This is a genomic window from Bacillus cereus group sp. BfR-BA-01356 (assembly GCF_022663635.1).
Lineage (GTDB): Bacteria > Bacillota > Bacilli > Bacillales > Bacillaceae_G > Bacillus_A > Bacillus_A cereus.
On the sequence record NZ_JAKUFX010000007.1, the window covers coordinates 70,833 to 97,005 of the forward strand.

Sequence of the window (26,173 nt, forward strand, 5' to 3'; positions counted from 1 at the left end):
CTAGGATGTAGAGGTGAATGATGTGTTAGATCGTTTGCAAGCTGTAGAAAATCGTTATGAGAAGTTAAATGAATTGTTAAGTGATCCAGCGATTATTAGTGATTCAAATAAGCTTCGTGAATATTCAAAGGAACAGTCTGATATACAGGAAACGGTAGAGGTGTATCGTGAGTATAAGGATGTTCGTGAGCAATTAAAAGATGCGAAAGCAATGTTAGAAGATAAGTTAGACGCAGAAATGCGTGAAATGGTAAAAGAAGAAGTTTCTGAGTTAGAATCACAAGATAAAACATTATCAGAGCGTCTGAAAATTTTACTTGTTCCAAAAGACCCTAATGATGATAAGAACGTTATCGTTGAGGTTCGTGGAGCTGCTGGTGGAGACGAGGCAGCTTTATTTGCTGGTGACTTATACCGTATGTATAGCCGTTACGCTGAGGTACAGGGCTGGAAAACGGAGATTATTGAGGCTAGCTATACAGAGTTAGGTGGATATAAAGAGATTATCTTTATGATTAATGGTAAAGGTGCTTTCGCGAAGCTGAAATTCGAGAATGGTGCTCACCGTGTACAACGTGTTCCTGAAACGGAATCTGGTGGACGTATTCATACATCTACAGCAACTGTAGCTGTATTACCAGAGGCAGAAGAAGTAGAAATTGATATTCATGAGAAAGATGTTCGTGTTGATACATTCGCTTCTAGTGGACCTGGTGGACAGAGCGTTAATACAACGATGTCAGCGGTGCGTTTAACGCATTTACCGACTGGTGTAGTTGTATCTTGTCAGGATGAGAAATCACAGATCAAGAATAAAGAAAAAGCGATGAAAGTATTACGCGCACGTGTTTATGATAAGTTTAGACAAGAAGCGCAAGCTGAGTATGATCAAAACCGTAAACAAGCTGTTGGTACGGGAGATCGTTCAGAGCGTATTCGTACGTATAACTTCCCGCAAAACCGTGTTACAGACCATCGAATCGGTTTAACGATTCAAAAGCTAGATCAAATCTTACAAGGTAAGTTAGATGATTTCATCAATGCCTTAGTGATGGAAGATCAGGCTCAAAAGATGGAGGCAGCTGAGTAATGCGTGTCTATGAAGCCCTGAAATGGGCTTCTTCTTTTTTACAGGAAAATGGACGAGATGAAAATGCGGGAGAAATTGTCCTTTGTCATGTATTAAAGGTGAACAGAACAGGATTACTTATGAATATGCGTGAAGAAATAACTGAGGAACAAGAGAAAAGCTTTACGGAGTTTATCCATAAGCATGTAGAAGGTATTCCTATTCAATATATGATTGGTTATGAAATGTTTTATGGACGGTCTTTCTTTGTGAATGAAGAAGTATTAATACCAAGGCCGGAAACAGAAGAGCTTATAGTGGGAGTATTAGAAAGAATCGAGCGCCATTTTGGTGATGAGAAACTACATGTAGCAGATATAGGTACAGGTAGTGGAGCGATTTCTATTACGCTTGCTTTAGAAAATAAAAATCTTCATGTGTATACAGTAGATATTGCACAAGAGTCGATTGAAGTTGCAAAAGAAAATGCAAAAGCTTTAGGTGCAGAAGTAACGTTCTATCACGGTGATTTATTGTCACCATTTCATAAAACGGGTCAAAAGCTAGATGTTGTTGTTTCAAATCCTCCATATATACCGGAAGAGGATTGGCGTGGTCTTTCTCCTGTTGTGAAAGAGCATGAGCCGAAGAGAGCACTTGTTGGTGGTGAAGACGGATTAGATTTCTATCGCCGTTTTATGGAAGAATTGCCGAATGTGTTGCAGAAGAAAGCGATTGTGGCGTTTGAAATTGGAGTAGGACAAGGTGAGGATGTAAAAAGATTGTTACAACAAGCTTTTCCACATGCTCATGTTGAGGTTGTTTTCGATATTAACGGAAAAGATCGTATGGTATTTGCAGAGATGGAGTAAGGTTCACACCTTACTCTATTTTTTTGTGGGAAAATTCATATAGATTTTGAATTTAATAGTTTAGAAAGATGAAAGTCTGTCCACACTGTTTGTAGAAGGGACGGTGGAGGAAATGAAAAAACAAGTTATTGCTTATCTTCTTATACTATTAATTGGTGCACAGTTACTTGTGCAGTTTGGATATATGAAAGCTGATGCGAAAGGGCCTTCAGTTATTCCGAAAGAGGCCGTTCGATTAAGAATTTTAGCAAATAGTGATTCAGATAAAGACCAGGCATTGAAGCGTAAAGTGCGTGATGAAGTAAAAGCACAAATTGATGGATGGGTAGCGGATTTAACTTCATTTGAAGAGGCACGCAAAGTAATTCAAAGTCATATTCCAGAAATCGAGAAAACGGTGGAAAATACGTTAAAAAGAGAAGGAAGTAAAGATTCATTTCAAGTGAAATTTAGTAAGAATGTAAAGTTTCCTACAAAGGTATATGGGAATTTTATTTATCCGGCAGGGGAATATGAAGCAGTCTTAATTACAATTGGGGAAGGTGAAGGGGCAAACTGGTGGTGTGTATTATTTCCACCGATGTGTTTCTTAGATTTTTCGAGCGGGACAGCTGTAAGAAAAGAAGAGCACGTTGTGAAGGCGGAATCTCCTGAAGAGGAGCAGGTACAACTAGATGAGGAAGTAGTAGATACAGAAGAGAATAAAGTGGATAAGGTAAAAGAAACGAAAGTTGTAAAGCGGGAAGCAGTAAAAAAAGTAACAGCTTCTGAAAAGAAAGTAGTGAAAAATGAAACAAAAGTCGAAGAGCAGCCTGTAAGTAAAGAAGAAACAAAAAATGTGGAAAAAGTGGAGAAACCTGTGGAGAAAAAACAAGAAAAGCAAAATGAGTATGTAAAAGTAGAAGAGGAAGAAAAAAAGCCAGAAGTTAAATTGTTTATTGTAGAAGCTTTTACATCTTTATTCTCTAAATAGTACTATTAATAAATCCCTCCTCATATATAAAAATGAGGAGGGATTTATTATGAAGAAAGTGTATTTTGCTACGAAAGCAGATGTGGAAAGATTACATTCTTTTTTCGGACAAGCTAATAAAAAAGATGATAAAATAAATGAGTTGTACGCACAATTTATGATTTTGGAAGAGGCGGAAGAAATACGAGCTGTAATTGGTTATGAACAAAGTGGGGAAGATGTACTTATTCGTTCTTGTTTATTCACACCTCATGTGGATAAACAGACTTTCTTATATTTTTTTGAAATGTTTTTGCAGTATATGAAAGAAAAAAGTGTTCAACAATTGTACTTACTAACAAATCATCCACAATCTGTACCGATCTTTCAGTTCTTTGACTTTTTTACTATAGAAAAGGATGAGGTTCCAGAGGGAATTCAACAGCTAGAACATTTTTGTAAAAATATAAAAGAGCAGAATGCAATAATACTAAATTGTCAGCTATTCACAAAGTTATCCACGGATTAATTAGGTTTATCCACATTTTGTGGATAAACCTTGTTTGTCTTTTGGATAAATCTCATAGTAAACTAAAAATAGACAAGTATTTAAGGCTAGAAAAGGACGTGGAAAAAAATGCATACAAATATGTGGGTTGTGGATAATGTTGTGGAAAGAAAAAAATATTATCCACAGTTACAAGAAGCAGCAAAATTATTAAGAGAAAATGAGGCGGTTGCTTTCCCTACGGAAACAGTATATGGGTTAGGGGCAAACGCGATGGATGATGAAGCAATCGCGAAAATTTTCGAAGCGAAAGGAAGACCGAGTGATAATCCACTCATTGTCCACATAGGTACAAAATCTCAGTTAGATGGGATTGTGAAAGAAATTCCACCAGTTGCAGAGAAGTTAATGGCGCATTTTTGGCCAGGACCATTAACAATTATTTTGCCGAGAAAAGAAGGAATTTCAGAGAAGGTGACGGCAGGACTTAATACGGTTGGAGTAAGAATGCCTGATCATCCAATTGCACTTGCTCTTATTGAAGAGGCGAATGTACCTGTTGCGGCACCAAGTGCGAATCGTTCAGGGCGTCCAAGTCCAACATTAGCTTCTCACGTATATGAAGATTTGAATGGGAAGATTGCAGGTATTGTTGATGGTGGTGCAACTGGAGTAGGCGTTGAATCAACTGTAATTGATTGTACAAGCACGGTTCCAACAATATTACGTCCAGGTGGGATTACGAAAGAACAATTAGAAGCGGTGATAGGTACTGTTTCTTTAGATCCAGCTTTAAAGGATGAGAAGGAAAAACCGAAATCGCCTGGAATGAAATACACACATTATGCGCCGAAAGCACCACTTAGTATTGTTGAGGGCTCACGTGAGTTTATTCAGCATCTTGTGGATGAGAAAAAGAAAGAAGGATTTAAAGTAGGCGTATTAACGACAGAAGAGTACCAGTATGTATATAGTGCAGATGTTATATTATCTTGTGGTGTTAGAAGTGACTTAGCTAGCGTTGCGACTAAATTATATGATGTACTTAGAACATTTGATGCAAGTGAAGTGGATGTTATTTTTAGTGAGTCATTCCCTAATGAAGGAATAGGGAATGCAATTATGAATCGTTTAACAAAAGCGGCAGGACATCATATTATTATTGAATGATAAGGTAAGATTAGCAAACAGAATATTTCTCCTTGGATAAGCATATTGTGAAGTAGCACGTCCAAGGAGGGGCATGAATGACGTTTGAACAGCTAATACCTTTAATAATTATGGCATTCGCCTTAGGGATGGATGCGTTCTCGGTGAGTCTTGGTATGGGGATGATGCCCCTAAAGTTAAGACAAATCCTGTATATTGGTATGACGATAGGTATATTTCATATTATTATGCCGTTTATAGGAATGGTACTAGGTCGTTTTTTATCAGAGAAATATGGAGATATCGCACATTTTGCGGGTGCTATTTTATTAATCGGACTAGGGTTTTATATTGTATATTCGACCATTTTACAAAATGAAGAGACTAGAACTGCCCCTATTGGAATTAGTTTATTCGTATTTGCATTTGGCGTCAGTATAGATAGTTTCTCAGTAGGGCTTAGTCTTGGTATTTATGGAGCACAGACAATTATTACGATTTTACTGTTTGGATTTGTTAGCATGTTATTAGCGTGGATTGGTTTATTAATTGGGAGACATGCGAAAGATATGCTCGGTACATACGGTGAGATAGTAGGTGGTATCATTTTGGTTGGGTTTGGATTATATATCCTTTTTCCTATATAATTTTATGTAGGAGGGAATTATGAACAAGCTATTGGAATGGTATGTTAAATTTTTAACCTTCTTTCCTCGATGGCTAAGAAGACTTATAATTTGGGGTATTATTTTGCAAATTTCGATGTTAGGTTGGATTAAGTTAATTCGTGAATGGTGAGATAGTTCCTTTCTGTGAATATTTTGTTTGTACTATATTTATTACGCTAAAAATTACAGATATAGAAAGGATGAGATGAATGACGAGATTGAAGCAAGTTTTTGGTATTATTATTAGTTTTTTTGTTTTTTGGTTTAGTATGCTCGGTGTACAAATGTTTGCTGAGTTTTTAGATATTGAGTCATTGAAATTTGTTGCGGGAAAGACTGAGGCGGCGCGTGCCTTTTACTCTCCGTACCCGTTTTTAATTGTTTTTCTTATTACATTGCTTTCCCTATACTTCTTCGTAATTAAGCTAGGGAAGCCGAAAAAAGAGAAAATGCCTACTTTAGAGGAAAAGAAGGAAGAATTACAATGATAAAATCCCCTGCTAAAAAGCAGGGGATTTTATATTTGAGTGATGGGAGGAATCTAGCCCCATTGCTTTTAAATATATCCAGTTCCAGCGGCTAGAATGGTCGGTGGCTTCGCGTCTTCCTGCGAGGCAAAAAGCGCCTCTACGTCAGAAGCTCCATCCCCCTCCCATTCTGAGCGAGCCGCTTTCGCTTTTAAACTGGCCTAACCAATTCAAATTGTTCTCCTAATTTTGCATAGTTGTGTCCTGCTAGGCGGCTTATTGGTTTGAGCCCTTCGGCGTGAATGCGCCCTTTTTCATATAGATGTTCGGCAACGTGGAAACGAACGACGCGTCCAATTAGTAGATCACAAGCTGGTGAGTCTTCTGTTCCGCCAAGTGGAATTGCACGTTCTAATACGCATTCCATTCGAATATTTGCTTCTTTTACACCTGGAACAGAGATGACTTCACTTTCGATTGGTGTTAGTTTTGCTAGTTCAATTTCACTTTCATTTGGCGGGAGATTAGCTGCTGTTTCATTAATTGCTGCTACATATGATTCGTCAGAAATATGTACGACAAATTCACCTTTTTCAATTGCGTTTCGGGAAGTGTCCTTTCTTTCTCCGGCTTTTCGTTGTACAGATACTGAGATAAGTGGTGGATTAGCAGCGACAATATTAAAATAACTATATGGTGCGCCGTTTAATACACCGTCTTTTGTTAAAGAAGTAACGAATGCGACAGGGCGAGGGATGATACTTCCAGTAAGTAATTTGTAATTATCTTTTTCAGTTTGTTCATTTGGATTAATGGATAACATGCTTGTAATCCCCTTTCTAAATATGAATACTTATTGTTTGTTTACAAGATAACGATGAGAAAATCCTGCTGGAAATAATATTTTGTTTCATAAAAAGAACTTACTTCAATTGTAATGAAGTAAGTTCTTTTTCAAGAATCTCAAATTTGAGATAAAAATTAAAGTAAAACGTATGCGCCAGGTCCGATTAAAGCTACACCAACAGCAACAGCGATTAACATTAAGTTATATTCATATCCGTTTTGTGTTACCCAGTAACCATTTTTTCCGTGAACAGTGAAGATAGCCATTAACATTGTTCCAACGATAAATAATGAACCAACTACAATGAAAATACCTGATGCGAATAAGAAACCACCTAGTAATTCAGTTGCGCCAGCCATAAATGCCATAAATACACCAGGACGTAAACCGATTGACTCCATCCAGCCACCTGTTCCTTTTAAACCGTAACCGCCGAACCAACCAAATAATTTTTGAGCGCCATGACCCATGAATGTAATTCCTATAATAAGACGAATAATAAGTAGACCGAAATCCATCATTTTTAAAAACCCCCTAAAAGTTATTAACTTATCTTAAGTAAGTAATAATAAAATAGTTACTTACTATAGTCAAGTGGATTTTGAAAAAAGTTTGAATTAAATTTTACAAATTAACAACAAAAAATAAAATGTAGTAAAGACCTCTAGACAAGTTGGGCAAAAAAAGAGAAAATATAAATAGAAGTTAACTTCTAATTGTTATTCAGACAATCAGAATTGACTGGAATTTTGTGAAGCGCTACAATAAGAGTCTATTAGTAATGACGTAATTTATTTCGAAAGCGTTTTTACAGTATAATATTCGAAGTATGAAGTCTTACATGTATCCCGAGCTTTACTAGGGATTGCCCTATAAACTTTTAGGTAAATTATAAGGAGGACTATCCTATGTTTAAAAAATTATTCGGTCTTGGTTCAAAAACAAATGAAGAAACAATCGTAGCTCCATTAACTGGAGCAGTGAAAAATATTGAAGAAGTACCAGATCCAGTATTTGCTGGTCGTATGATGGGTGACGGTGTTGCAATCGATCCTACTGAAGGTGTAGTTGTATCTCCAGTTGATGGTGAAATCGTACAATTATTCCACACAAAACATGCTATCGGAATTAAAGCGAAAAACGGTACAGAAATTTTAATCCACGTTGGATTAGAAACTGTAAAAATGGAAGGTGAAGGTTTCGAAGCTCACGTTTCTGAAGGCCAAGCTGTAAAAGCTGGAGATAAATTAATCTCATTCGACTTAGAATTAATCCGTGAAAAAGCGAAAAGCACAATTACTCCAATTGTTATTACAAACACAGATGCAGCTGAGTCTATTAAGACAACTGTAGGCGTAGCAGCTACAAAAGGTTCAACAGAAGTAATGAAAGTTACAATGAAATAATTGCAATATAAGAGGAATCCGTTTCGTATGAAATGGATTCCTTATTTTTGTTGCGTGTTCAGTATGTATGTTAAAATACTCTAGGCACTTGGAAATAGGGTTTCACATATATGTGGATAAGGCGCATTTTTCTTAGAAAAAATATAAGAGAAATGCGCCTTTTGTATATTCACATTTCTTTTGTTCTATTCTAATGTAAGTTATGATGAATGATAAGAAATCGAATATAGGGGTGGGTTTGAATGAAACGAGTGTTATTTGTTTGTACTGGCAATACATGTCGTAGTCCAATGGCTGAGGCGTTGCTTCGTCATCACGGAGGAGATAAGTTTGAAGTGCAATCTGCTGGTGTTTTCGCCTATCCTGGGAGCGATGCATCGGTACATGCGAAGGAAGCTTTAGCTGAAAAAGGAATTTCAATTGATCATGCGGCGCAGCAAGTAAATGAAACTTTGCTTGATTGGGCTGATATTGTCGTAACGATGACAGAAAACCATAAGCAAATTGTACTTGGGCATTATCCGAGCGTTGAAAAGAAATTAAATACGTTATATGGATTAACTGAAGGTATAGGCAAGGACATTTCAGATCCATTTGGAGGCTCGCTTTCTATTTATAAAGAAACGTTAGATGAAATGGAAAAACTTGTACAAACTTTACTGAAAAAACATTCAGTAGGTTGATGTTTCGTGTATAATACGATATTGGAGATCACTTCTTCCTATATGAGGTAGCGAGTGTGAAATGAAGATAATTGATTGAAACTTTGGAGGGGTAAAAATGAAAGTAGTAATAGCATCTGATCACGGCGGTATGAATATCCGCAAAGAACTTGTAAGTTTATTAGAAGAGTTAAATATTGAATATGTTGATTTAGGTTGTGAATGTGAAGCTGGTTCTGTTGATTACCCTGACTTTGCGTTTCCAGCAGCTGAAATGGTAGCGAATGGTGAAGTAGATCGTGGTATTTTAGTTTGTGGGACAGGCATTGGTATGTCAATCGCAGCAAACAAAGTAAATGGTATCCGTTGTGCGTTAGTTCATGATACTTTCAGCGCTAAAGCGACGAGAGAGCATAATGACACTAACATGCTAGCAATGGGCGAGCGTGTAATTGGTGCTGGTCTAGCGCGTGATATCGCGAAAATCTGGTTAACAACTGATTATGAAGGTGGTCGTCACGAAAACCGCGTAGGAAAAATTAAAACATACGAAACAAAGTAATAGATTCTAACTATCAGTAGTGTGAAATATAATTTGGTGAACCAACCTGTGAAAGGAAGAGGCGTAATGACAGAAATCGTAAAGGTAAGAGAACAGCTACAAATGTCGCTTTCTGATTTCCAAGAACAAGCTTCATTACAAAGCGGTCAAGTTTTTGTAGTGGGTTGTAGCACGAGCGAAGTGCTAGGCGAAAGAATTGGAACATCAGGAACGATGGAAGTAGCAGAGGCGATTTTCTCTGAGTTAAAACAATTTCAAGAGCAAACAGGTATTGAATTAGCGTTTCAATGTTGTGAGCATTTAAACCGTGCTTTAGTAGTTGAGAGAGAAGTAGCGATAAAATATCAATTTGAAATTGTAACAGTTACGCCTGTTAGATCAGCAGGTGGTGCATTGGGGACATACGCGTATCACAATTTGAAAGATCCGGTAGTAGTTGAGTTTATTAAAGCTGATGCAGGAATGGATATTGGTGATACATTTATCGGTATGCATTTAAAGCATGTAGCTGTTCCGGTTCGTACAAGTGTGAAGGAAATTGGAAGTGCGCATGTAACGATGGCCAAAACACGTGGAAAACTAATTGGTGGAGCACGTGCTGTCTATGCGGCAGTGGAAGAGACTACCACTTGCCGTTAAATATGAGAAATTAGGAAGTCATATAGTACCTGTTTATCATAAGGTAAAAGGTATGTTGTCTGACTTTATAATAGAAGAAAGAAAAGACCGATTTTCGGTCTTTTTTTTCTTTTATGATATAGAAAGTCATGTTAGAATGTAGTTGAAAACATGAAGGTTCGAAAGAATTACAACCTGAATTTTCGTTTTTTCTGAATAAATAAGAAAAAACTGTTGGGAATCGATGTAATTCGTTCAGAAAAGGGGGATTTTGGTGGATCATTTAAAACGTCAAGATGAAAAGGTATTTGCTGCAATTGAGGCAGAACTAGGAAGACAGCGTTCAAAGATTGAGTTAATTGCTTCGGAAAACTTCGTAAGTGAAGCAGTAATGGAGGCACAAGGTTCTGTTTTAACGAATAAGTATGCTGAAGGATATCCTGGAAAACGTTACTATGGTGGCTGTGAACACGTAGACGTAGTAGAAGATATCGCACGTGATCGCGTGAAAGAAATTTTCGGCGCAGAGCACGTAAATGTTCAACCACACTCTGGTGCACAAGCGAACATGGCAGTATACTTCACGATTTTAGAGCAAGGCGATACAGTACTTGGTATGAACTTATCTCATGGTGGTCACTTAACACACGGAAGCCCTGTTAACTTCAGTGGAGTACAATATAATTTCGTAGAATATGGCGTGGATGCTGACTCTCACCGTATTAATTACGATGATGTATTAGCAAAAGCGAAAGAACATAAACCAAAATTAATCGTTGCAGGTGCGAGTGCATACCCTCGTGTTATCGATTTCAAGCGATTCCGTGAGATTGCAGATGAAGTGGGCGCTTATTTAATGGTTGATATGGCACATATCGCAGGTTTAGTAGCTGCTGGTTTACATCCAAATCCAGTACCACATGCACATTTCGTTACAACGACAACACATAAAACGTTACGTGGTCCGCGTGGTGGTATGATTTTATGTGAAGAGCAATTTGCAAAACAAATTGATAAATCAATCTTCCCTGGTATTCAAGGTGGTCCACTTATGCACGTAATCGCTGCAAAAGCTGTTGCATTTGGTGAAGCACTTCAAGATGATTTCAAAACATATGCACAAAATATCATTAACAATGCGAACCGCTTAGCTGAAGGTCTTCAAAAAGAAGGACTTACACTTGTTTCTGGCGGAACAGACAATCACTTAATCTTGATTGATGTTCGTAACTTAGAAATCACAGGTAAAGTAGCAGAGCACGTATTAGATGAAGTTGGTATTACAGTGAACAAAAATACAATTCCATTTGAAACAGCAAGCCCATTTGTAACAAGTGGTGTACGTATCGGTACAGCAGCTGTAACATCTCGTGGTTTCGGTTTAGAAGAAATGGATGAAATTGCGTCACTTATTGCTTATACATTAAAAAATCATGAAAATGAAGCTGCGTTAGAAGAAGTACGTAAGCGTGTAGAAGCGTTAACTAGCAAATTCCCAATGTATCCAAATCTATAATAGATTGAAGAAGACTGCCGAGACTTAATTGTTTTGGCGGTCTTTTTTTTGGACATATATTATTTTTAAAGTATGTATACAAATGATGAATAAATTTTGGCGATATAATGAAGGATACAGCTCCCATAATTGGTAAAGATACTAGATAGATTCATTGTAAAATCATGATTTTGCCAAATTTGCCCTTGAATATTAGTAGCGTTTTCTTTACAATCGTAAATAGTGTAAAAAAGCGTGCAAACGCATGAATATCATCTAAAGGAGAGATTCACATGGGAAAACTGTATGTATTTGATCACCCGTTAATTCAACATAAGATTACATATATTCGCGATAAGAATACAGGTACGAAAGATTTTCGTGAATTAGTGGACGAAGTAGCAAGCTTAATGGCTTTCGAAATTACTCGCGACCTTCCACTTAAGGACATTGAAATTGAAACACCTGTAAGCAAAGCGACAACAAAAGTGATCGCTGGTAAAAAACTTGGTTTAATTCCGATTTTACGTGCAGGTTTAGGAATGGTTGATGGAATTCTGAAATTAATTCCAGCAGCAAAAGTAGGACACGTTGGTTTATACCGTGACCCTAAAACATTGCAACCGGTAGAATACTATGTGAAACTTCCAACGGATGTAGAAGAGCGTGACTTTATCGTACTAGATCCGATGCTAGCAACAGGTGGTTCTGCGGCTGAAGCAATTAACTCTCTGAAAAAGCGCGGTGCGAAACAAATTAAATTAATGTGTATCGTTGCAGCTCCAGAAGGGGTAAAAGTAGTACAAGAAGAACATCCTGATGTTGATATTTATGTAGCAGCATTAGATGAGAAATTAAATGACCACGGATATGTAGTACCAGGTCTTGGTGATGCTGGTGACCGTTTATTCGGAACGAAGTAAGACAACTGACGAGCAGGGGAGATTCCCCAGCTCGTCTTTTTTGCTGTAAGCAAGTAGGGGAGGGGGAGAGGATAAATATACATCGTATATACAACATAAGTTGCATACACCTCACATATAATATAGAAGTCTTACGTCTGAGGAACACTATATTATGGAAGAAAAGCGTTATATCTCGAAAATATAATAGTGACAAACTTGTGAACATTTCCTTCTATTATAAAGAGAAAACTGTTAGAAATTGCATATATGTAACCAGTATTTAGAAGGGGAACGTTTTCATTTTTGGGAGGAAATGCCTAATACTCAAATTTTTAGATTTTTTACGATTTCTCGTTGACACTGTTAATACCCTATTGTATGCTAACAACGGGGATAGATGGTAGGGCTTTCAGTGACAAAATTACATCTATTCCGTGACGAAAATGTAAACTTTTTGTTTTGTATAGGATTTATGCAAAAAAATGAGTTATTATTAACACATCGTGAATGAGGGTTACATATTGGAGGGATGAATCCTTGCAAAAAAACGATCGCAGCCATATAAAAGCTTATGCTTTAATGTCAGGTATTCTTGCTCAATTAGTCGGTTCTATTCTTGTTGGAATCTTTGGTGGGCAGTGGATTGATAATAAGGTTGGAACGTTTCCGTTGTTTCTTATTATAGGGTTATTACTCGGACTAGGAACAGGGGTATACGCAATGATTCGACTCATTCGACATTACTATTCGGGAGAGCAATGATGATAGACGTACATGGACTTGTCCAAAGACAAAAGAAATATATGTACTACTTGCTTGCGCTTCTAGTGCTAGGATGGGGATTTACCTCTTACAAGGATGTATTTCTTGGACTGATTATCGGGACGATTTTCAGTTTTCTTAGTTTGCGCATCATTGCACGTAGAACAGACAAGCTGCTAGATCGCGTAACAAATGGAGAAAACGTGAAGTTCAAGGCAACAGCGGTAAGTACATATTCAAGATTCGCCACGATTGGGTTATTAATTTTATTTGCAGCCAAATATCAAGAGTTAATCGCGATGTGGGGCCTAGGTGTAGGATTGCTGACAGGATACCTTGTCATGATCATAGATTTTCTTTATTTAGAGTATAAGAGCAGGGAAGAGAGGTGAATTACTAGTGGAACACGGTAAATTAGTTGAATTTCTAGGTTTAACGTTCGATTTGTCATCAGTTATGATGGTTACTGTAGCAGCAGTTATTGTTTTCTTAATCGCTGTTATCGGAACTCGCAGCTTAGCTCTTCGCCCAACCGGGATGCAAAACTTCATGGAATGGGTGTTTGACTTCGTGAAAGGGATTATCAATAGTACGATGGACTGGAAAACAGGTGGACGTTTCTTAACGCTTGGCGTTACGCTTATCATGTTTATCATCGTATCGAACTTCCTTGGTTTACCATTCATGTATTCAGCAACTGAAGCTGGCGAACATATTGCATGGTGGAGATCACCAACGTCTGATCCAGCAGTTACATTAACATTAGCCGTGATGGTAGTTACCCTCACCCATTATTATGGAATTAAGATGAAGGGTACGAAAGAGTACGTAAAAGGTTATTTCCAACCTATGAAATTCTTATTCCCATTAAAGGTTATTGAGGAGTTTGCTAACACATTAACGTTAGGTCTTCGTTTATTTGGTAACATTTATGCAGGTGAGATCTTATTAGGATTACTTGCTAAGTTGGGCGGAGCATCAGTCCTTGGGGCATTAGGTGCGCTTGTACCAATGTTAGCATGGATGGGATTCAGTGTATTCGTTGGATCAATCCAAGCATTTATTTTCGTTATGTTAACGATGGTTTATATGGCTCATAAAGTAAGCCATGACCATTAATATAATTTAAGTAAGAAAAAATTTATTTTTTTATAATACAAAGGAGGACAAATTAAATGAGTTTAGGTGTAATCGCAGCTGCAATTGCAATTGGTTTATCAGCATTAGGTGCAGGTATTGGTAACGGTCTTATCGTATCACGTACAATCGAAGGTGTTGCTCGTCAACCAGAATTAAAAGGCGCACTTCAAACAATTATGTTCATCGGGGTTGCTTTAGTTGAGGCACTTCCAATCATCGGTGTAGTTATTGCATTCATCGTAATGAACAAATAAGGGAGACTCCCCTTACATAGATGGCGAAGAGTGTTTTTCCGAACTTTCTTCGCCATTGCTTTATGAATGAAACGTATGTCTTTTTTTTTCATATGATCAATTTAGATATTTTGAAGGGAGTGAATCCTTGTGCCAACTTTATTATTAGGTGCTGCCATTCCATTTGGAACGATTGCTTATACATTGTTCATTTTCTTACTTCTATTAGTAATGCTACGCAAATTTGCGTGGGGTCCTTTAATGGGAATTATGAAAGAACGTGAAGAGCATGTTACTAATGAAATCGACGCTGCAGAAAGAAGTAATGCTGAGGCGAAGAAATTAGTAGAAGAACAACGTGAAATGTTAAAACAATCACGTGTTGAAGCACAAGAGTTAATCGAAAGAGCGAAAAAGCAAGCTGTAGATCAAAAAGATGTTATTGTTGCTGCTGCGAAAGAAGAAGCAGAATCAATTAAAGCATCTGCTGTACAAGAAATTCAACGCGAAAAAGAGCAAGCAATTGCTGCTTTACAAGAACAAGTTGCTTCTTTATCTGTTCAAATTGCTTCTAAAGTAATTGAAAAAGAGTTAAAAGAAGAAGATCAAGTGAAGTTAATTCGCGATTATATTAAAGAAGTAGGAGAAGCGCGATGAGCAATGGGATTGTAGCAAAACGTTATGCTGTCGCTCTTTTTAAAATTGCTAAAGAAAAACACGTATTAGAAATGTTTGAAGAGGAATTACGCCTTGTACAAAACGTTTATGTAAAGAACGGAGAACTACATAGCTTTTTAACGCAACCGAACATTTCAAAGGAACAAAAGAAAACGTTTCTTGCAAACGTATTCGGATCTGTTTCTGAATCTATTTTAAATACGTTATATATTTTAATTGATAACAAACGCATTGATATCTTACCTGAAATTGCAGATGAATATGTTGTTCTTGCTAATGAAGAACGTAACGTAGCGGACGCAACTGTATATTCTACTCGTCTTCTATCAGAAGAAGAGAAGCTTAACATTGCAGAAGCATTTGCGAAGAGAACAGGAAAAGATGCAATTCGCGTGAAAAATGTTGTAGATGAAGATTTACTAGGCGGCATTAAAGTACGTATTGGAAATCGCATTTATGATGGAAGTTTACAAGGAAAATTAGCACGTATTCAGCGTGAATTAATGAAGAATAGATAGGGGTGAAGCACATGAGCATCAGAGCTGAAGAAATTAGCGCACTGATAAAGCAACAAATCGAGAACTATCAGTCTGAAATCGAAGTTAGTGATGTTGGTACAGTTATCCAAGTTGGTGACGGTATCGCGCGTGCTCATGGTCTTGATAACGTTATGGCTGGTGAACTTGTAGAGTTCTCTAACGGCGTTATGGGACTAGCACAAAACTTAGAGGAAAACAACGTAGGTATTATCATTTTAGGACCTTACACAGAAATTCGTGAAGGTGACGAAGTTCGTCGTACTGGTCGCATCATGCAAGTACCGGTAGGAAAAGAACTAATTGGTCGTGTTGTAAACCCATTAGGTCAACCAGTTGATGGTTTAGGCCCAATCAATACAACAAACACTCGTCCAATTGAAAGTCCAGCACCAGGTGTAATGGATCGTAAATCTGTTCATGAGCCACTTCAAACAGGTATTAAAGCGATCGATGCTCTTGTACCAATTGGCCGTGGTCAACGTGAGTTAATCATCGGTGACCGTCAAACTGGTAAAACAGCGGTTGCACTTGATACAATCATTAACCAAAAAGATGAAGATATGATTTGTATCTATGTAGCAATTGGACAAAAAGAATCAACTGTACGTAACGTAGTAGAAACACTACGTAAGCACGGTGCATTAGAGTACACAATCGTTGTAACTGCATCTGCTTCTCAACCAGCTCCATTATTATACCTAGCTCCTTACGCTGGTGTAACAATGGGTGAAGAGTTCATGTACAATGGTAAACACGTATTAGTAGTATATGATGACTTATCAAAACAAGCAGCGGCTTACCGTGAGCTGTCATTACTATTACGTCGTCCTCCAGGTCGTGAAGCTTACCCAGGGGATGTATTCTACTTACATTCTCGCTTATTAGAGCGTGCAGCAAAATTAAGTGATGCAAAAGGCGGCGGTTCTTTAACTGCACTACCTTTCATCGAAACACAAGCAGGGGACGTATCAGCATACATCCCAACAAACGTAATTTCTATTACGGATGGACAAATCTTCTTACAATCTGACCTATTCTTCTCTGGCGTACGTCCAGCGATCGATGCGGGTACTTCTGTATCTCGTGTAGGTGGATCTGCTCAGATTAAAGCAATGAGTAAAGTATCAGGTACACTTCGTCTTGATCTTGCATCTTACCGTGAGTTAGAAGCGTTCGCTCAGTTCGGTTCTGACCTTGATAAAGCAACTCAAGCGAAATTAAACCGTGGTGCTCGTACTGTTGAGGTATTAAAACAAGGATTACACAAACCATTACGTGTAGAGAAACAAGTTATCATTCTTTACGCTTTAACACGTGGATTCCTAGATGATATCCCAGTAGTAGATATCACTCGTTTTGAAGAAGAATTCCATGCTTGGTTAGATTCTAATGCGACTGACTTATTAGAAGAAATCCGCACAACTAAGAAACTTGCGGATGACGACAAATTTGCAGCAGCAATCAATGGATTTAAAAAAGTATTCGTAGCTTCTGAATAATAATAAAAAGTGAAGCCGACTGTTCAGCCTCATCGGCTAAGGTTCTTTCTCACAGAAGGTGCTTTTTACCTTCTTGTGGGGAAGGTTCTTAGACGAAAGGGGCTAGGAGGCGGAACTAGATTAATAAAAGCGGAAGCGGCTCGTTCTGAATGTGAGGGGGATGGAGCTTCTGACGAAGAGGCGGTGTTTGCCTCGTAGGAAGAAGTGAAGCCACCGAGCATTCAAGCCGCTGGAGCTAGATAGTATATATAAAAGGCATCTCGGGCTCTGAGATTGCTAAAGGTCATGTAAAGGAAAAGAGTAGGTGCACCTATTCTTTTCCTTCAATCATGAGCAAGAATATCTTGCAACGTAGATTAGGAAGAGGATTCTTACTAATCGTGCCAACTTCCGGAAAAAAGGTGGTGAAAACCTGTGGCATCTTTACGCGATATAAAAGCGAAGATTAACTCGACAAAGAAAACGAGTCAAATTACGAAAGCGATGGAGATGGTATCTGCATCTAAGTTAAACCGTGCAGAGCAAAATGCTAAATCTTTCGTTCCATATATGGAAAAGATTCAAGAAGTAGTAGCGAGCATTGCGCAAGGAAGCAAAGGGATTAATCATCCAATGCTAAATGCGCGTCCTGTAAAGCGTACAGGATACATCGTTATTACGTCTGATCGCGGACTAGCAGGTGGTTATAACAGTAACGTATTACGTACAGTAAGTAACGTAATTCGTGAACGTCATAATATGGATTCAAACCAATATTCTATTATTGTGCTTGGACGACTAGGACGTGATTATTTAAAACGTCGCGGCTTTAACATTATTGATGAAGTAGTTGGATTATCTGACCACCCATCATTTACTGATATTAAAGACCTTGCTTCTCGAGCAATTGCGATGTTTGCAGATGGTGCTTATGATGAGCTGTACATTTACTACAACCATTACGTAAGTAAAATTTCACAAGAGGTAACGGAAAATAAAATTTTACCGCTTACTGATGTGGCGTCTGACAAACCGACGACAGCTTATGAATTCGAACCTTCTGAAGAAGAAATTTTAAAAGTACTATTGCCACAATACGCAGAAAGCTTAGTGTACGGTGCATTACTAGACGGTAAAGCAAGTGAACACGCAGCGCGTATGACAGCAATGAAGAGTGCTACAGACAACGCAATGGAAGTTATCGATTCACTTACACTTTCATTCAACCGTGCGCGTCAGGCAGCGATTACGCAAGAAATTACGGAAATCGTTGGTGGAGCAGCAGCGTTAGAATAGTATTAAAAAGCGGAAGCGGCTCTGTCAAAAGAGTCGCGTAAGCTATAAACCAATAAAAAATTAAAAGCTAGCTGCTCGTAGAAAGTTGGCTAATTAAAAGAAAGCTAGGAGGGAACCCGATGAATAAAGGGCGCGTTACGCAAATCATGGGTCCGGTTGTAGACGTTAAGTTTGATGGCGGAAAGCTACCAGAAATCTACAACGCCCTTACGGTAAAACAAAGCAACGAAAACGGAAGTATTAACTTAACATTTGAAGTTGCACTTCATTTAGGTGATGATACAGTTCGTACAGTTGCAATGTCTTCCACAGATGGACTTGTTCGTGGCACAGAAGTAGAAGATACTGGTAAACCAATCTCTGTACCAGTTGGTGATGTAACACTTGGTCGCGTATTTAACGTATTAGGTGATGCAATTGACTTAGATGGTGAGGTTCCTGCAGATGTACATCGTGATCCAATTCACCGTCAAGCACCTGCATTCGAAGAATTATCTACTAAAGTAGAAATTCTTGAAACTGGTATTAAAGTAGTAGACTTACTTGCTCCTTACATTAAGGGTGGTAAGATCGGCCTATTCGGTGGTGCCGGCGTAGGTAAAACAGTATTAATTCAGGAATTAATTAACAACATCGCACAAGAGCACGGTGGTATCTCTGTATTCGCTGGTGTAGGTGAGCGTACTCGTGAGGGTAATGACTTATACCACGAAATGAGCGATTCTGGCGTAATCAAGAAAACTGCGATGGTATTCGGACAAATGAACGAGCCACCTGGAGCACGTCAACGTGTTGCATTAACAGGCTTAACAATGGCTGAGCATTTCCGTGATGAGCAAGGACAAGACGTACTTCTGTTCATCGATAACATCTTCCGTTTCACGCAAGCGGGTTCTGAAGTATCTGCCCTTCTTGGTCGTATGCCATCTGCGGTAGGTTACCAACCAACACTTGCAACAGAAATGGGTCAATTACAAGAGCGTATTACATCTACAAATAAAGGGTCTATCACGTCTATCCAAGCGGTATATGTACCAGCCGATGACTATACTGACCCAGCACCAGCTACAACGTTCGCTCACTTAGATGCAACAACAAACTTAGAGCGTCGTTTAACGCAAATGGGTATTTACCCAGCCGTAGATCCATTAGCATCTACATCTCGTGCACTTTCTCCAGAAATCGTAGGAGAAGAACATTATGAAGTAGCTCGTCAAGTACAGCAAACTTTACAACGTTATAAAGAGCTTCAAGATATCATCGCTATCTTAGGTATGGATGAGTTATCTGAAGAAGATAAGTTAGTTGTACATCGTGCTCGTCGTATTCAATTCTTCTTATCTCAAAACTTCCACGTAGCTGAGCAGTTTACAGGTCAAAAAGGTTCTTACGTACCTGTAAAGAATACAGTTAGTGGTTTCAAAGAAATTCTAGAAGGAAAATATGATGACCTTCCAGAAGATGCATTCCGCTTAGTAGGTGGCATTGAAGAAGTTATTGAAAACGCGAAGAAAATGATGGCGTAAGGCCTTAGGAGGGACGAAGTATGAAGACATTTCCAGTCAGTATTGTAACTCCTGATGGACCGGTTTACGAAAAAGAGGTAGAAATGGTAAGTGTAAAAGCAGAGAGTGGGGAAATGGGGATCTTACCAGGCCACATTCCAACTGTTGCACCATTAAAAATTAGTGCAGTTCGTCTGAAAAATGGTGGACACACTGATTATGTAGCAGTAAGCGGTGGCTTTATCGAAGTTCGTCCAGATAAAGTGACTGTATTATCATCATCTGCTGAAGAAGCAAACCATATCGATATCCATCGCGCAAATGAAGCGAAGCGTCGCGCTGAGCAACGTCTGCAAGATAAACAAGCACATGTTGACTTTAAACGTGCAGAAATGGCATTACAACGTGCTGTGAACCGTTTGAACGTTTCCGATATGAAGTAAAAAAATCCGTAAGGGCTTTGCCTTTACGGATTTTTTTTTGTGTATTTTATGGATAATTTTACAAAACTGGTATAATTATATTGATGCTTGTATAAGTAGAAGTGTACAACAATTTATATTTCATAAAGGGGATGGATCAATGATTGGTGAAATGAAGCGAGAAGCATTGTACTCTTTAAAGGGAAAATGGGGACTAGGTGTTGGATCAACAATTTTATATTTTATTTTAAGTTATGTTGTTTCGCTGGCTGCAATGCTTATACTATTAATTCCAGGAATTATTATATTTCTCTCAGTTGTAAGCTTAACTGGATCATTTGAAGAGGAAACGATGTCAATTGGAGCAGGTATTACCTTTGGAATTTTTTATTGCATTATGATAATTTTGAGTAACGCATCGTATGGGATTACGTCATATGGTTATACAAATGTATTTTTACAGATTAGTAAACGAGAAGATGCTAAAGTAGATTACTTATTCGAAGGATTTCGTGGCTTTAAAAGAATGATGAAAACAATGTGGGCAATGCTTGCGATTTTGTTATATACAGGTACATGGATTCCGATGCTGTTAATAGGCTTATTTGCATTGTTAGGTGAAGAAGGGAATACGTCATTTGCAATAGCTTTCTTCGTACTATTAGCAATTTCAATTGTTGGTATGATTGTGATGTATTTTTCTTATGCACTGACGTACTATGTGATGATTGAAAATCCAGAATATAGTGTTTCGCAGGCGATGAAGGAAAGTAAGAATCTTATGAAGGGTCATAAGTTAGATTTGTTTCTTTTATGGCTGAGCTTCATAGGATGGGCTATTTTAGCGCTGCTTACTTTTGGAATAGGATTTCTTTGGCTTAGTCCGTATATGAGTACGACGACAGCACACTTTTATCGCTACATTTCAAAAGGTGAATTTCAATAGGAACATGCTATACTAATAGAATTATTGTGTATAGGAGGCGAGGCTACGCATGATTAGTGATTTAAAAGGAGAAGCACTAGATTCATTAGAAGGGAAATGGGGATTAGCTGTTGGAGCTACACTACTCATTTCAATTCTTATCACGGCTTTTAGTTTTAGTGTTGATTGGGGATTTTCTTTAATTTTCGGTTGGCAAAAAACAAATGGTTCACTTTCAACGAATATTCTTTCATTTTTTGTTACTGGACCGTTAACTTTAGGTGGATATTACCTTGGTTTAAATATCCTTCGTGAAAAGCAAGCTAGTATTGGTAATGTATTCATTTGGTTTTCAGAGGGAAAGAGATTTCTAAAATCATTTTTATTATATTTATTAGTAAATCTTTATCTTTTCTTATGGACGTTATTGTTCATTATTCCAGGTATTATTAAATCATTTTCTTATGCGATGACGTACTTTATTATAAACGATCATCCTGAGTATTCACTGAACCAAGCTATTACAGAAAGTCGTCGTATGATGGATGGACATAAGATGGAGTATTTCATTTTATGTTTAAGTTTTATTGGCTGGTTTATATTAAGTTGTATTACGTTAGGGATTGGATTCTTATGGTTAATTCCATATTTCTATACGACATCTGCAGCTTTTTACGAAGAGATTGCAGAAGAATATTATGAGAAAAAAATTTAGCACTATAAAACCCCCAGTATGAATTATTTGTTCATACTGGGGGTTTTTTGTAGAAACTTTATAAATTGATTACTAGTAAGTGGTTTACTGAAATAGTAACCTTGCATATATTTACAGTTATGTTTTTGCAGAAACTTAAGTTGTTTTTCGGTTTCAATTCCTTCGGCAACGACTGAAAGATTTAAAGTATTCGCGAGGGAAAGAATTGTAGAAACGATGGCTCGTTCTTCAGGACGATGATCAGCTAATTGTGTAAATTCTCTCGGTACTTTTAATGTGTCGATTGGAAAAATTGATAAATAAGCAAGAGAAGAGTACCCAGTACCGAAGTCATCAATGGAAGTTTGGATACCGTACTCTTTTAATTGCTTCAGTCTCAATAACGTTTCTTTCTCGTCAATCATTGCAATTCTTTCTGTTAACTCAAGTGTTACATATTTTGGATCGACTTGCACGTCGTTTAATATTTGTGAAATGTTTTCGATTAATTGATCTTGCCGGAATTCTTTTGCGGATAAATTAACACTTATTTTTAAATTTTGGTAGCCAAAGGTATGCCATATTTTTAATTGGAGACAAGCTTCTTGTAATACCCAATGTCCAAGTGGGACTACTTGTGGCGTCTCTTCTACAATTGGAATAAACTCACATGGTGAAATGTCACCTAATAGTGGGTGTTTCCAACGTATTAAAGCTTCAGCACCGATAATTTTATTTGTTGTCGTATCAATTTGTGGTTGATAAACGAGATAAAATTCTTTGTTTACTAAAGCGATTGGCAAATCTTTTTCAATTCGAGCTTTTCGTTCCATTTTTTTATATAGTTCTTTCGTGTAAAGAGAGCTACCGTTTTTTCCTTTATTCTTTGCTTCGTACATGGCCATATCAGCATGCTGCAAAATGGATAGCGCATCTTCACCTGCTTCAGGATATATTGCAATTCCGATGCTCGGTGAGATTTGTAAATGTTGATTTTCGATTTCAAATGGCTCATTCATGGCCGCTACAATCCTATCAGCTATTTTTTGGACATCTGGCTTTTTTTTGTAATTCTCGATAAGGATTGTGAACTCATCCCCAGCTAGCCGCGCGAGTTTCATATTTGATGTTGCTATTCTTTCGAGCCTTTTTGCTACTGCGATGAGCAATAGGTCTCCTACTCGATGACCGAGGGTATCATTAATAACTTTAAAACGGTCTAGGTCGAGAAACATAACAGCAAAAGGCTTTTTCGATATTTTTGCTCGCGCAATTGCCTGTTCTAAATGTTGATGAAATGCACGACGATTTGCAAGCTCTGTTAAAGTATCATGGTATGCTAGGAAGTTGATTTGTTCTTGTTGTTGTTTGCTTTCCGTAATATCTTTAATCATTAAATAAACCCCAGAAATTTTCTCCTTTAAAAAGATCGGTACGGCGGTAACGTGCAAGTAGTAAATATCTCTGTTTTTATGGTAAGCCCGTATTTCTAAAGAAATAGAATATCCCTTTTTCACGCGATGAAAGGCGTTAATCATTTCTTCTAAATCTTCTTCGTATATGAGTGAATAGTAAGGCTGGTTTAATAATTCATTCGTTTGATAACCGAGTAAAGTAGTACCAGCGTTATTTACTTTGAGAAAATTACCGTACAAATCTAATGTGAAAATTGGATCTGGATGATGCTCGTATAAAGATTTAAACATTTGTTGATTATGATAGAGTTCATTTTTCTGTTCTACTAAATCTTCTGTACGTAGTTTAATTTGTTTCTCGAGTTCTGAGTTGAATTGCATTTGAGCGATCAATAATATTTTATTTTGTTTTCGAACTAAACTATGACGTATGAGAACGAAAGAAAAAGTTATTATAAGTCCGATTACTATAATAGGCGCAAAAACGTATTCAACTAATATAAAAACAATAAGCATTACTACCGAAATATACGGTAATGATAATCGGATTGATTCGCCAATTTTAGGTGTTAGTAGTACTTGTTCTTGTTTTTCAGGCTTTTTTGTATGGAGAATACAGGCGATTGCTACTAGTACTAAGGTTACTTGATAGAAAGGAGTAACTGTAAACATAGAATACTCTGGTATGAAGTATTTTATATAAGCATAAATCGCATCTGTAGTAGCATATAAAATTAAAGCACTGCCAAGAAGTGCACCGACCTTTTTAGGTAATAAGGATAGTGGTTTGAATAAAAGGTTGATTCCTATTAAGAGAAAGAGTAAATCAGCCATTGGATAGGTAAGTTGAACAAATATGTCGATATAGGATGTTGTAAAGATATGAATAGTTCGTTCAATAAGTAAGTAGTAACTTAAAGTAAATTGGGCTGTAACGATAATACAAATATCACATAGCATAAAAAGTTTTTCTAATAAATCTCGGTTATAAATGATTTCGTATAGAAAGGCAAACGTAAAGCTAACTAAAAAAAGTAAGTAAAAAAAGTCAGATGGATCAACGAACGTATAGAAGTCCTTTACAATTAAACGCTGATAGGCAACGACTATATCACCGATAAAATAAGAGAGAGCTCCAACAGATAATATGATCCAAAATAAACGAGATAGCCCTTCTTTCATGTTTGAAAAATAAAGTATATAACTACAAGCGATAATATCAATTAATAGGGTGCTCGTTCCAATTAATAGCTGAAAAGGAAATGAGTATTCATATACAAAAGGCATTGCTACATAGTGAAGCGTTATAGACAGCAATACAATGCTTATAAGAATACTTACATGTGTTTGTTTTTTCATTTATATCACCTACGGTTTCTTGAAAAGCATATATAAGTTTTATATTTATTTTGCACAATTATAGCAAGTTGTAAAGATAGATTTTAATAATTCTTGTTTCTGTCTCCCAACATATCGACATAGGAATTTGAAGTTTGCTATAATGATTAGAATAGTTGCATTATTTAGAAAAATTTAAAAATAATAATTACTGCAACTAGGACATATTGTTTACTATGTGAACTTGTTCTTAATTTAGGGGGGAGGGTTTCACAATGGCAAGTGTATATGAAAATAGTTATATGATCGTTTTGATTTTCTTGCTATTAGGTATATTGCTGCCGGTAGTGGCTCTTACATTAGGAAGGATGCTGCGCCCAAATAAACCAAGTGCAGCAAAGGCGACGACGTATGAGAGTGGAATTGAGCCTTTTCATGATGCAAATATTCGGTTTCATGCTCGTTATTATATTTTCGCTTTATTATTTGTGATCTTTGATGTAGAAACTTTATTTTTATATCCTTGGGCTGTTGCGTATGACAAGCTAGGTTTATTTGCATTAATTGAAATGCTCATCTTTGTTGTAATGTTGCTAGTTGGATTAGCGTATGCTTGGAAAAAGAAGGTGTTACAATGGTTATAAATTTTGAGGAATTACATCCAAATGAGCGAGCAGAATTAGAACGAAATATCTTTTTTTCTACATTGGAACAGTTGAAAGGATGGGCGAGGAGCAACTCTTTATGGCCGATGACATTCGGACTGGCATGCTGTGCAATTGAAATGATGGGGGTAGGCTCATCACATTACGATTTAGATCGATTTGGGTCATTTTTTCGAACTTCACCAAGGCAATCGGACGTCATGATTGTATCGGGAACAGTAACGAAGAAGATGGCTCCTATTGTTCGGCGTTTATATGATCAAATGCCCGAACCGAAATGGGTTATTGCGATGGGATCTTGTGCGACAGCAGGTGGTCCGTATGTAAATTCATATGCTGTTGTGAAAGGTGTAGACCAAATCGTACCAGTTGATGTGTATATTCCTGGTTGTCCCCCAAATCCAGCTGCTTTAATCTATGGAATTAATAAATTAAAAGAGAAAATTCGTTACGAGGCAAAGACCGGAAAGCAGGTGACGAATAAATGAGTAATCCAAATAAAGATTTAGAGGATCTGAAAAAAGAAGCAGCTAGGCGTGCGAAAGAAGAAGCGAGAAAACGCCTTGTAGCGAAACACGAGGCGGAAATAAGTGAACTTGAGGAGGAAGATCGAGAAAAAGAGAAAGCGCTACCAAAAAATGATGATATTACTATAGAAGAAGCAAAGCGACGTGCAGCAGCCGCAAAAGCAAAAGCGGCGGCGTTAGCGAAACAGAAAAGAGAAGGAACCGAAGAAGTAACGGAAGAAGAAAAAGCGAAAGCCAAGGCGAAGGCAGCAGCAGCCGCAAAAGCAAAAGCGGCGGCGTTAGCGAAACAGAAAAGAGAAGGAACCGAAGAAGTAACGGAAGAAGAAAAAGCGAAAGCCAAGGCGAAGGCAGCAGCAGCTGCAAAGGCAAAAGCGGC

The 26,173-nt window shown here is 37.6% G+C and carries 33 protein-coding genes and 1 pseudogene; 31 read left to right on the forward strand and 3 right to left on the reverse strand.

Annotated elements, in window-relative coordinates:
* Positions 1–22: 22 nt before the first annotated feature.
* From prfA to MR168_RS04670, 8 genes are all read left to right on the forward strand, one after another.
* Positions 23–1,090, forward strand: a complete 1,068-nt coding sequence (gene prfA, locus MR168_RS04640) for a peptide chain release factor 1 (RefSeq protein ID WP_000887064.1) — start codon at positions 23–25, stop codon at positions 1,088–1,090.
* Entirely contained in the window at positions 1,090–1,941 is an 852-nt protein-coding gene (gene prmC / locus MR168_RS04645; RefSeq protein WP_001267065.1) for a peptide chain release factor N(5)-glutamine methyltransferase, read from the forward strand. Before prfA ends, prmC begins: the two co-directional genes overlap by 1 nt.
* Before the next feature lie 112 nt (positions 1,942–2,053).
* A complete protein-coding gene (gene spoIIR, locus MR168_RS04650; RefSeq protein ID WP_048534681.1) occupies positions 2,054–2,914 on the forward strand; it encodes a stage II sporulation protein R in 861 nt (286 codons plus the stop codon).
* A 49-nt stretch (positions 2,915–2,963) separates the two neighbouring features.
* Positions 2,964–3,422 (forward strand): GNAT family N-acetyltransferase, encoded by a 459-nt coding sequence (locus MR168_RS04655; RefSeq protein WP_000758437.1) that lies wholly within the window; start codon positions 2,964–2,966, stop codon positions 3,420–3,422.
* Between the two features lie 108 nt (positions 3,423–3,530).
* Positions 3,531–4,571, forward strand: a complete 1,041-nt coding sequence (locus MR168_RS04660) for an L-threonylcarbamoyladenylate synthase (protein WP_000557354.1) — start codon at positions 3,531–3,533, stop codon at positions 4,569–4,571.
* Positions 4,572–4,648: 77 nt separating this feature from the next.
* Positions 4,649–5,197, forward strand: a complete 549-nt coding sequence (locus MR168_RS04665) for a manganese efflux pump MntP (protein WP_000142475.1) — start codon at positions 4,649–4,651, stop codon at positions 5,195–5,197.
* A 19-nt stretch (positions 5,198–5,216) separates the two neighbouring features.
* The gene (locus MR168_RS33300) at positions 5,217–5,348 is read left to right on the forward strand and encodes a hypothetical protein (protein WP_001037634.1); all 132 of its coding nucleotides are present in this window, start codon (positions 5,217–5,219) and stop codon (positions 5,346–5,348) included.
* Between the two features lie 79 nt (positions 5,349–5,427).
* On the forward strand, positions 5,428–5,706 hold the full coding sequence (locus tag MR168_RS04670) for a DUF3935 domain-containing protein (protein WP_000197472.1): 279 nt from the start codon (positions 5,428–5,430) through the stop codon (positions 5,704–5,706).
* A gap of 190 nt (positions 5,707–5,896) precedes the next feature.
* Here MR168_RS04670 and MR168_RS04675 read toward each other — a convergent pair whose 3' ends face one another.
* A complete protein-coding gene (locus tag MR168_RS04675; protein WP_000949046.1) occupies positions 5,897–6,508 on the reverse strand; it encodes a flavin reductase family protein in 612 nt (203 codons plus the stop codon).
* A gap of 158 nt (positions 6,509–6,666) precedes the next feature.
* Positions 6,667–7,053 (reverse strand): DoxX family protein, encoded by a 387-nt coding sequence (locus MR168_RS04680; RefSeq protein ID WP_000968616.1) that lies wholly within the window; start codon positions 7,051–7,053, stop codon positions 6,667–6,669.
* 387 nt (positions 7,054–7,440) lie between these two features.
* Here MR168_RS04680 and MR168_RS04685 point away from each other — a divergent pair, with 387 nt between their 5' ends.
* The 20 genes from MR168_RS04685 (at position 7,441) to MR168_RS04775 (ending at position 21,873) form a co-directional block, all read left to right on the forward strand.
* Entirely contained in the window at positions 7,441–7,938 is a 498-nt protein-coding gene (locus MR168_RS04685; RefSeq protein ID WP_000473665.1) for a PTS sugar transporter subunit IIA, read from the forward strand.
* A gap of 242 nt (positions 7,939–8,180) precedes the next feature.
* A complete protein-coding gene (locus MR168_RS04690; protein WP_000832373.1) occupies positions 8,181–8,621 on the forward strand; it encodes a low molecular weight protein arginine phosphatase in 441 nt (146 codons plus the stop codon).
* A gap of 97 nt (positions 8,622–8,718) precedes the next feature.
* Positions 8,719–9,162 carry a ribose 5-phosphate isomerase B gene (gene rpiB / locus MR168_RS04695; RefSeq protein WP_000869547.1) on the forward strand — a complete coding sequence of 148 codons (444 nt, stop codon included), beginning with the start codon at positions 8,719–8,721 and terminating at the stop codon, positions 9,160–9,162.
* Between the two features lie 66 nt (positions 9,163–9,228).
* On the forward strand, positions 9,229–9,801 hold the full coding sequence (locus tag MR168_RS04700) for a TIGR01440 family protein (protein ID WP_000136386.1): 573 nt from the start codon (positions 9,229–9,231) through the stop codon (positions 9,799–9,801).
* Positions 9,802–10,054: 253 nt separating this feature from the next.
* The gene (gene glyA / locus MR168_RS04705; protein ID WP_000349806.1) at positions 10,055–11,296 is read left to right on the forward strand and encodes a serine hydroxymethyltransferase; all 1,242 of its coding nucleotides are present in this window, start codon (positions 10,055–10,057) and stop codon (positions 11,294–11,296) included.
* Positions 11,297–11,568: 272 nt separating this feature from the next.
* Positions 11,569–12,198 carry a uracil phosphoribosyltransferase gene (upp, locus tag MR168_RS04710; protein WP_000517539.1) on the forward strand — a complete coding sequence of 210 codons (630 nt, stop codon included), beginning with the start codon at positions 11,569–11,571 and terminating at the stop codon, positions 12,196–12,198.
* Between the two features lie 379 nt (positions 12,199–12,577).
* Positions 12,578–12,691, forward strand: coding sequence for a DUF4024 domain-containing protein (locus MR168_RS04715; RefSeq protein ID WP_000232962.1), 114 nt, complete (start codon positions 12,578–12,580; stop codon positions 12,689–12,691).
* A 26-nt stretch (positions 12,692–12,717) separates the two neighbouring features.
* Positions 12,718–12,942: an AtpZ/AtpI family protein gene (locus MR168_RS04720; RefSeq protein WP_001171223.1), complete on the forward strand. Its 225-nt coding sequence runs from the start codon at positions 12,718–12,720 to the stop codon at positions 12,940–12,942.
* A complete protein-coding gene (locus tag MR168_RS04725; RefSeq protein WP_000567600.1) occupies positions 12,942–13,334 on the forward strand; it encodes an ATP synthase subunit I in 393 nt (130 codons plus the stop codon). Before MR168_RS04720 ends, MR168_RS04725 begins: the two co-directional genes overlap by 1 nt.
* A gap of 7 nt (positions 13,335–13,341) precedes the next feature.
* Entirely contained in the window at positions 13,342–14,061 is a 720-nt protein-coding gene (atpB, locus tag MR168_RS04730) for a F0F1 ATP synthase subunit A (RefSeq protein WP_000399871.1), read from the forward strand.
* Between the two features lie 56 nt (positions 14,062–14,117).
* Complete coding sequence (gene atpE / locus MR168_RS04735; RefSeq protein WP_000052064.1) at positions 14,118–14,336, forward strand: F0F1 ATP synthase subunit C; 219 nt, start codon at positions 14,118–14,120, stop codon at positions 14,334–14,336.
* Between the two features lie 129 nt (positions 14,337–14,465).
* A complete protein-coding gene (gene atpF, locus MR168_RS04740; RefSeq protein ID WP_001142618.1) occupies positions 14,466–14,972 on the forward strand; it encodes a F0F1 ATP synthase subunit B in 507 nt (168 codons plus the stop codon).
* The gene (gene atpH / locus MR168_RS04745) at positions 14,969–15,511 is read left to right on the forward strand and encodes a F0F1 ATP synthase subunit delta (RefSeq protein ID WP_000064683.1); all 543 of its coding nucleotides are present in this window, start codon (positions 14,969–14,971) and stop codon (positions 15,509–15,511) included. Before atpF ends, atpH begins: the two co-directional genes overlap by 4 nt.
* 11 nt (positions 15,512–15,522) lie before the next feature.
* Positions 15,523–17,031 carry a F0F1 ATP synthase subunit alpha gene (atpA, locus tag MR168_RS04750; protein WP_000027518.1) on the forward strand — a complete coding sequence of 503 codons (1,509 nt, stop codon included), beginning with the start codon at positions 15,523–15,525 and terminating at the stop codon, positions 17,029–17,031.
* Between the two features lie 75 nt (positions 17,032–17,106).
* A complete protein-coding gene (locus tag MR168_RS33305) occupies positions 17,107–17,229 on the forward strand; it encodes a hypothetical protein (protein WP_000521150.1) in 123 nt (40 codons plus the stop codon).
* A 216-nt stretch (positions 17,230–17,445) separates the two neighbouring features.
* Entirely contained in the window at positions 17,446–18,306 is an 861-nt protein-coding gene (atpG, locus tag MR168_RS04755) for a F0F1 ATP synthase subunit gamma (protein ID WP_000157696.1), read from the forward strand.
* 119 nt (positions 18,307–18,425) lie between these two features.
* Positions 18,426–19,832 carry a F0F1 ATP synthase subunit beta gene (gene atpD, locus MR168_RS04760; RefSeq protein WP_001032593.1) on the forward strand — a complete coding sequence of 469 codons (1,407 nt, stop codon included), beginning with the start codon at positions 18,426–18,428 and terminating at the stop codon, positions 19,830–19,832.
* A gap of 20 nt (positions 19,833–19,852) precedes the next feature.
* The gene (gene atpC / locus MR168_RS04765; RefSeq protein WP_000847211.1) at positions 19,853–20,254 is read left to right on the forward strand and encodes a F0F1 ATP synthase subunit epsilon; all 402 of its coding nucleotides are present in this window, start codon (positions 19,853–19,855) and stop codon (positions 20,252–20,254) included.
* A 139-nt stretch (positions 20,255–20,393) separates the two neighbouring features.
* Positions 20,394–21,179 carry a DUF975 family protein gene (locus tag MR168_RS04770; protein WP_000578820.1) on the forward strand — a complete coding sequence of 262 codons (786 nt, stop codon included), beginning with the start codon at positions 20,394–20,396 and terminating at the stop codon, positions 21,177–21,179.
* 49 nt (positions 21,180–21,228) lie between these two features.
* Positions 21,229–21,873 (forward strand): DUF975 family protein, encoded by a 645-nt coding sequence (locus MR168_RS04775; RefSeq protein ID WP_000622462.1) that lies wholly within the window; start codon positions 21,229–21,231, stop codon positions 21,871–21,873.
* 23 nt (positions 21,874–21,896) lie between these two features.
* On the opposite strand, the gene MR168_RS04780 is transcribed toward MR168_RS04775, so the two are convergent.
* Complete coding sequence (locus MR168_RS04780) at positions 21,897–24,626, reverse strand: EAL domain-containing protein (RefSeq protein WP_000745011.1); 2,730 nt, start codon at positions 24,624–24,626, stop codon at positions 21,897–21,899.
* 254 nt (positions 24,627–24,880) lie between these two features.
* On the opposite strand from MR168_RS04780, the gene nuoA reads away from it, so the two are divergent.
* From nuoA to MR168_RS04795, 3 genes and pseudogenes are all read left to right on the forward strand, one after another.
* On the forward strand, positions 24,881–25,249 hold the full coding sequence (nuoA, locus tag MR168_RS04785; protein ID WP_000179273.1) for an NADH-quinone oxidoreductase subunit NuoA: 369 nt from the start codon (positions 24,881–24,883) through the stop codon (positions 25,247–25,249).
* Entirely contained in the window at positions 25,240–25,758 is a 519-nt protein-coding gene (gene nuoB / locus MR168_RS04790) for an NADH-quinone oxidoreductase subunit NuoB (protein ID WP_000236331.1), read from the forward strand. The genes nuoA and nuoB overlap by 10 nt, the downstream gene beginning before the upstream one ends.
* Positions 25,755–26,173 (forward strand): annotated as a pseudogene (locus tag MR168_RS04795) (NADH-quinone oxidoreductase subunit C); the annotation flags it as partial. The gene nuoB and the pseudogene MR168_RS04795, both read left to right, overlap by 4 nt.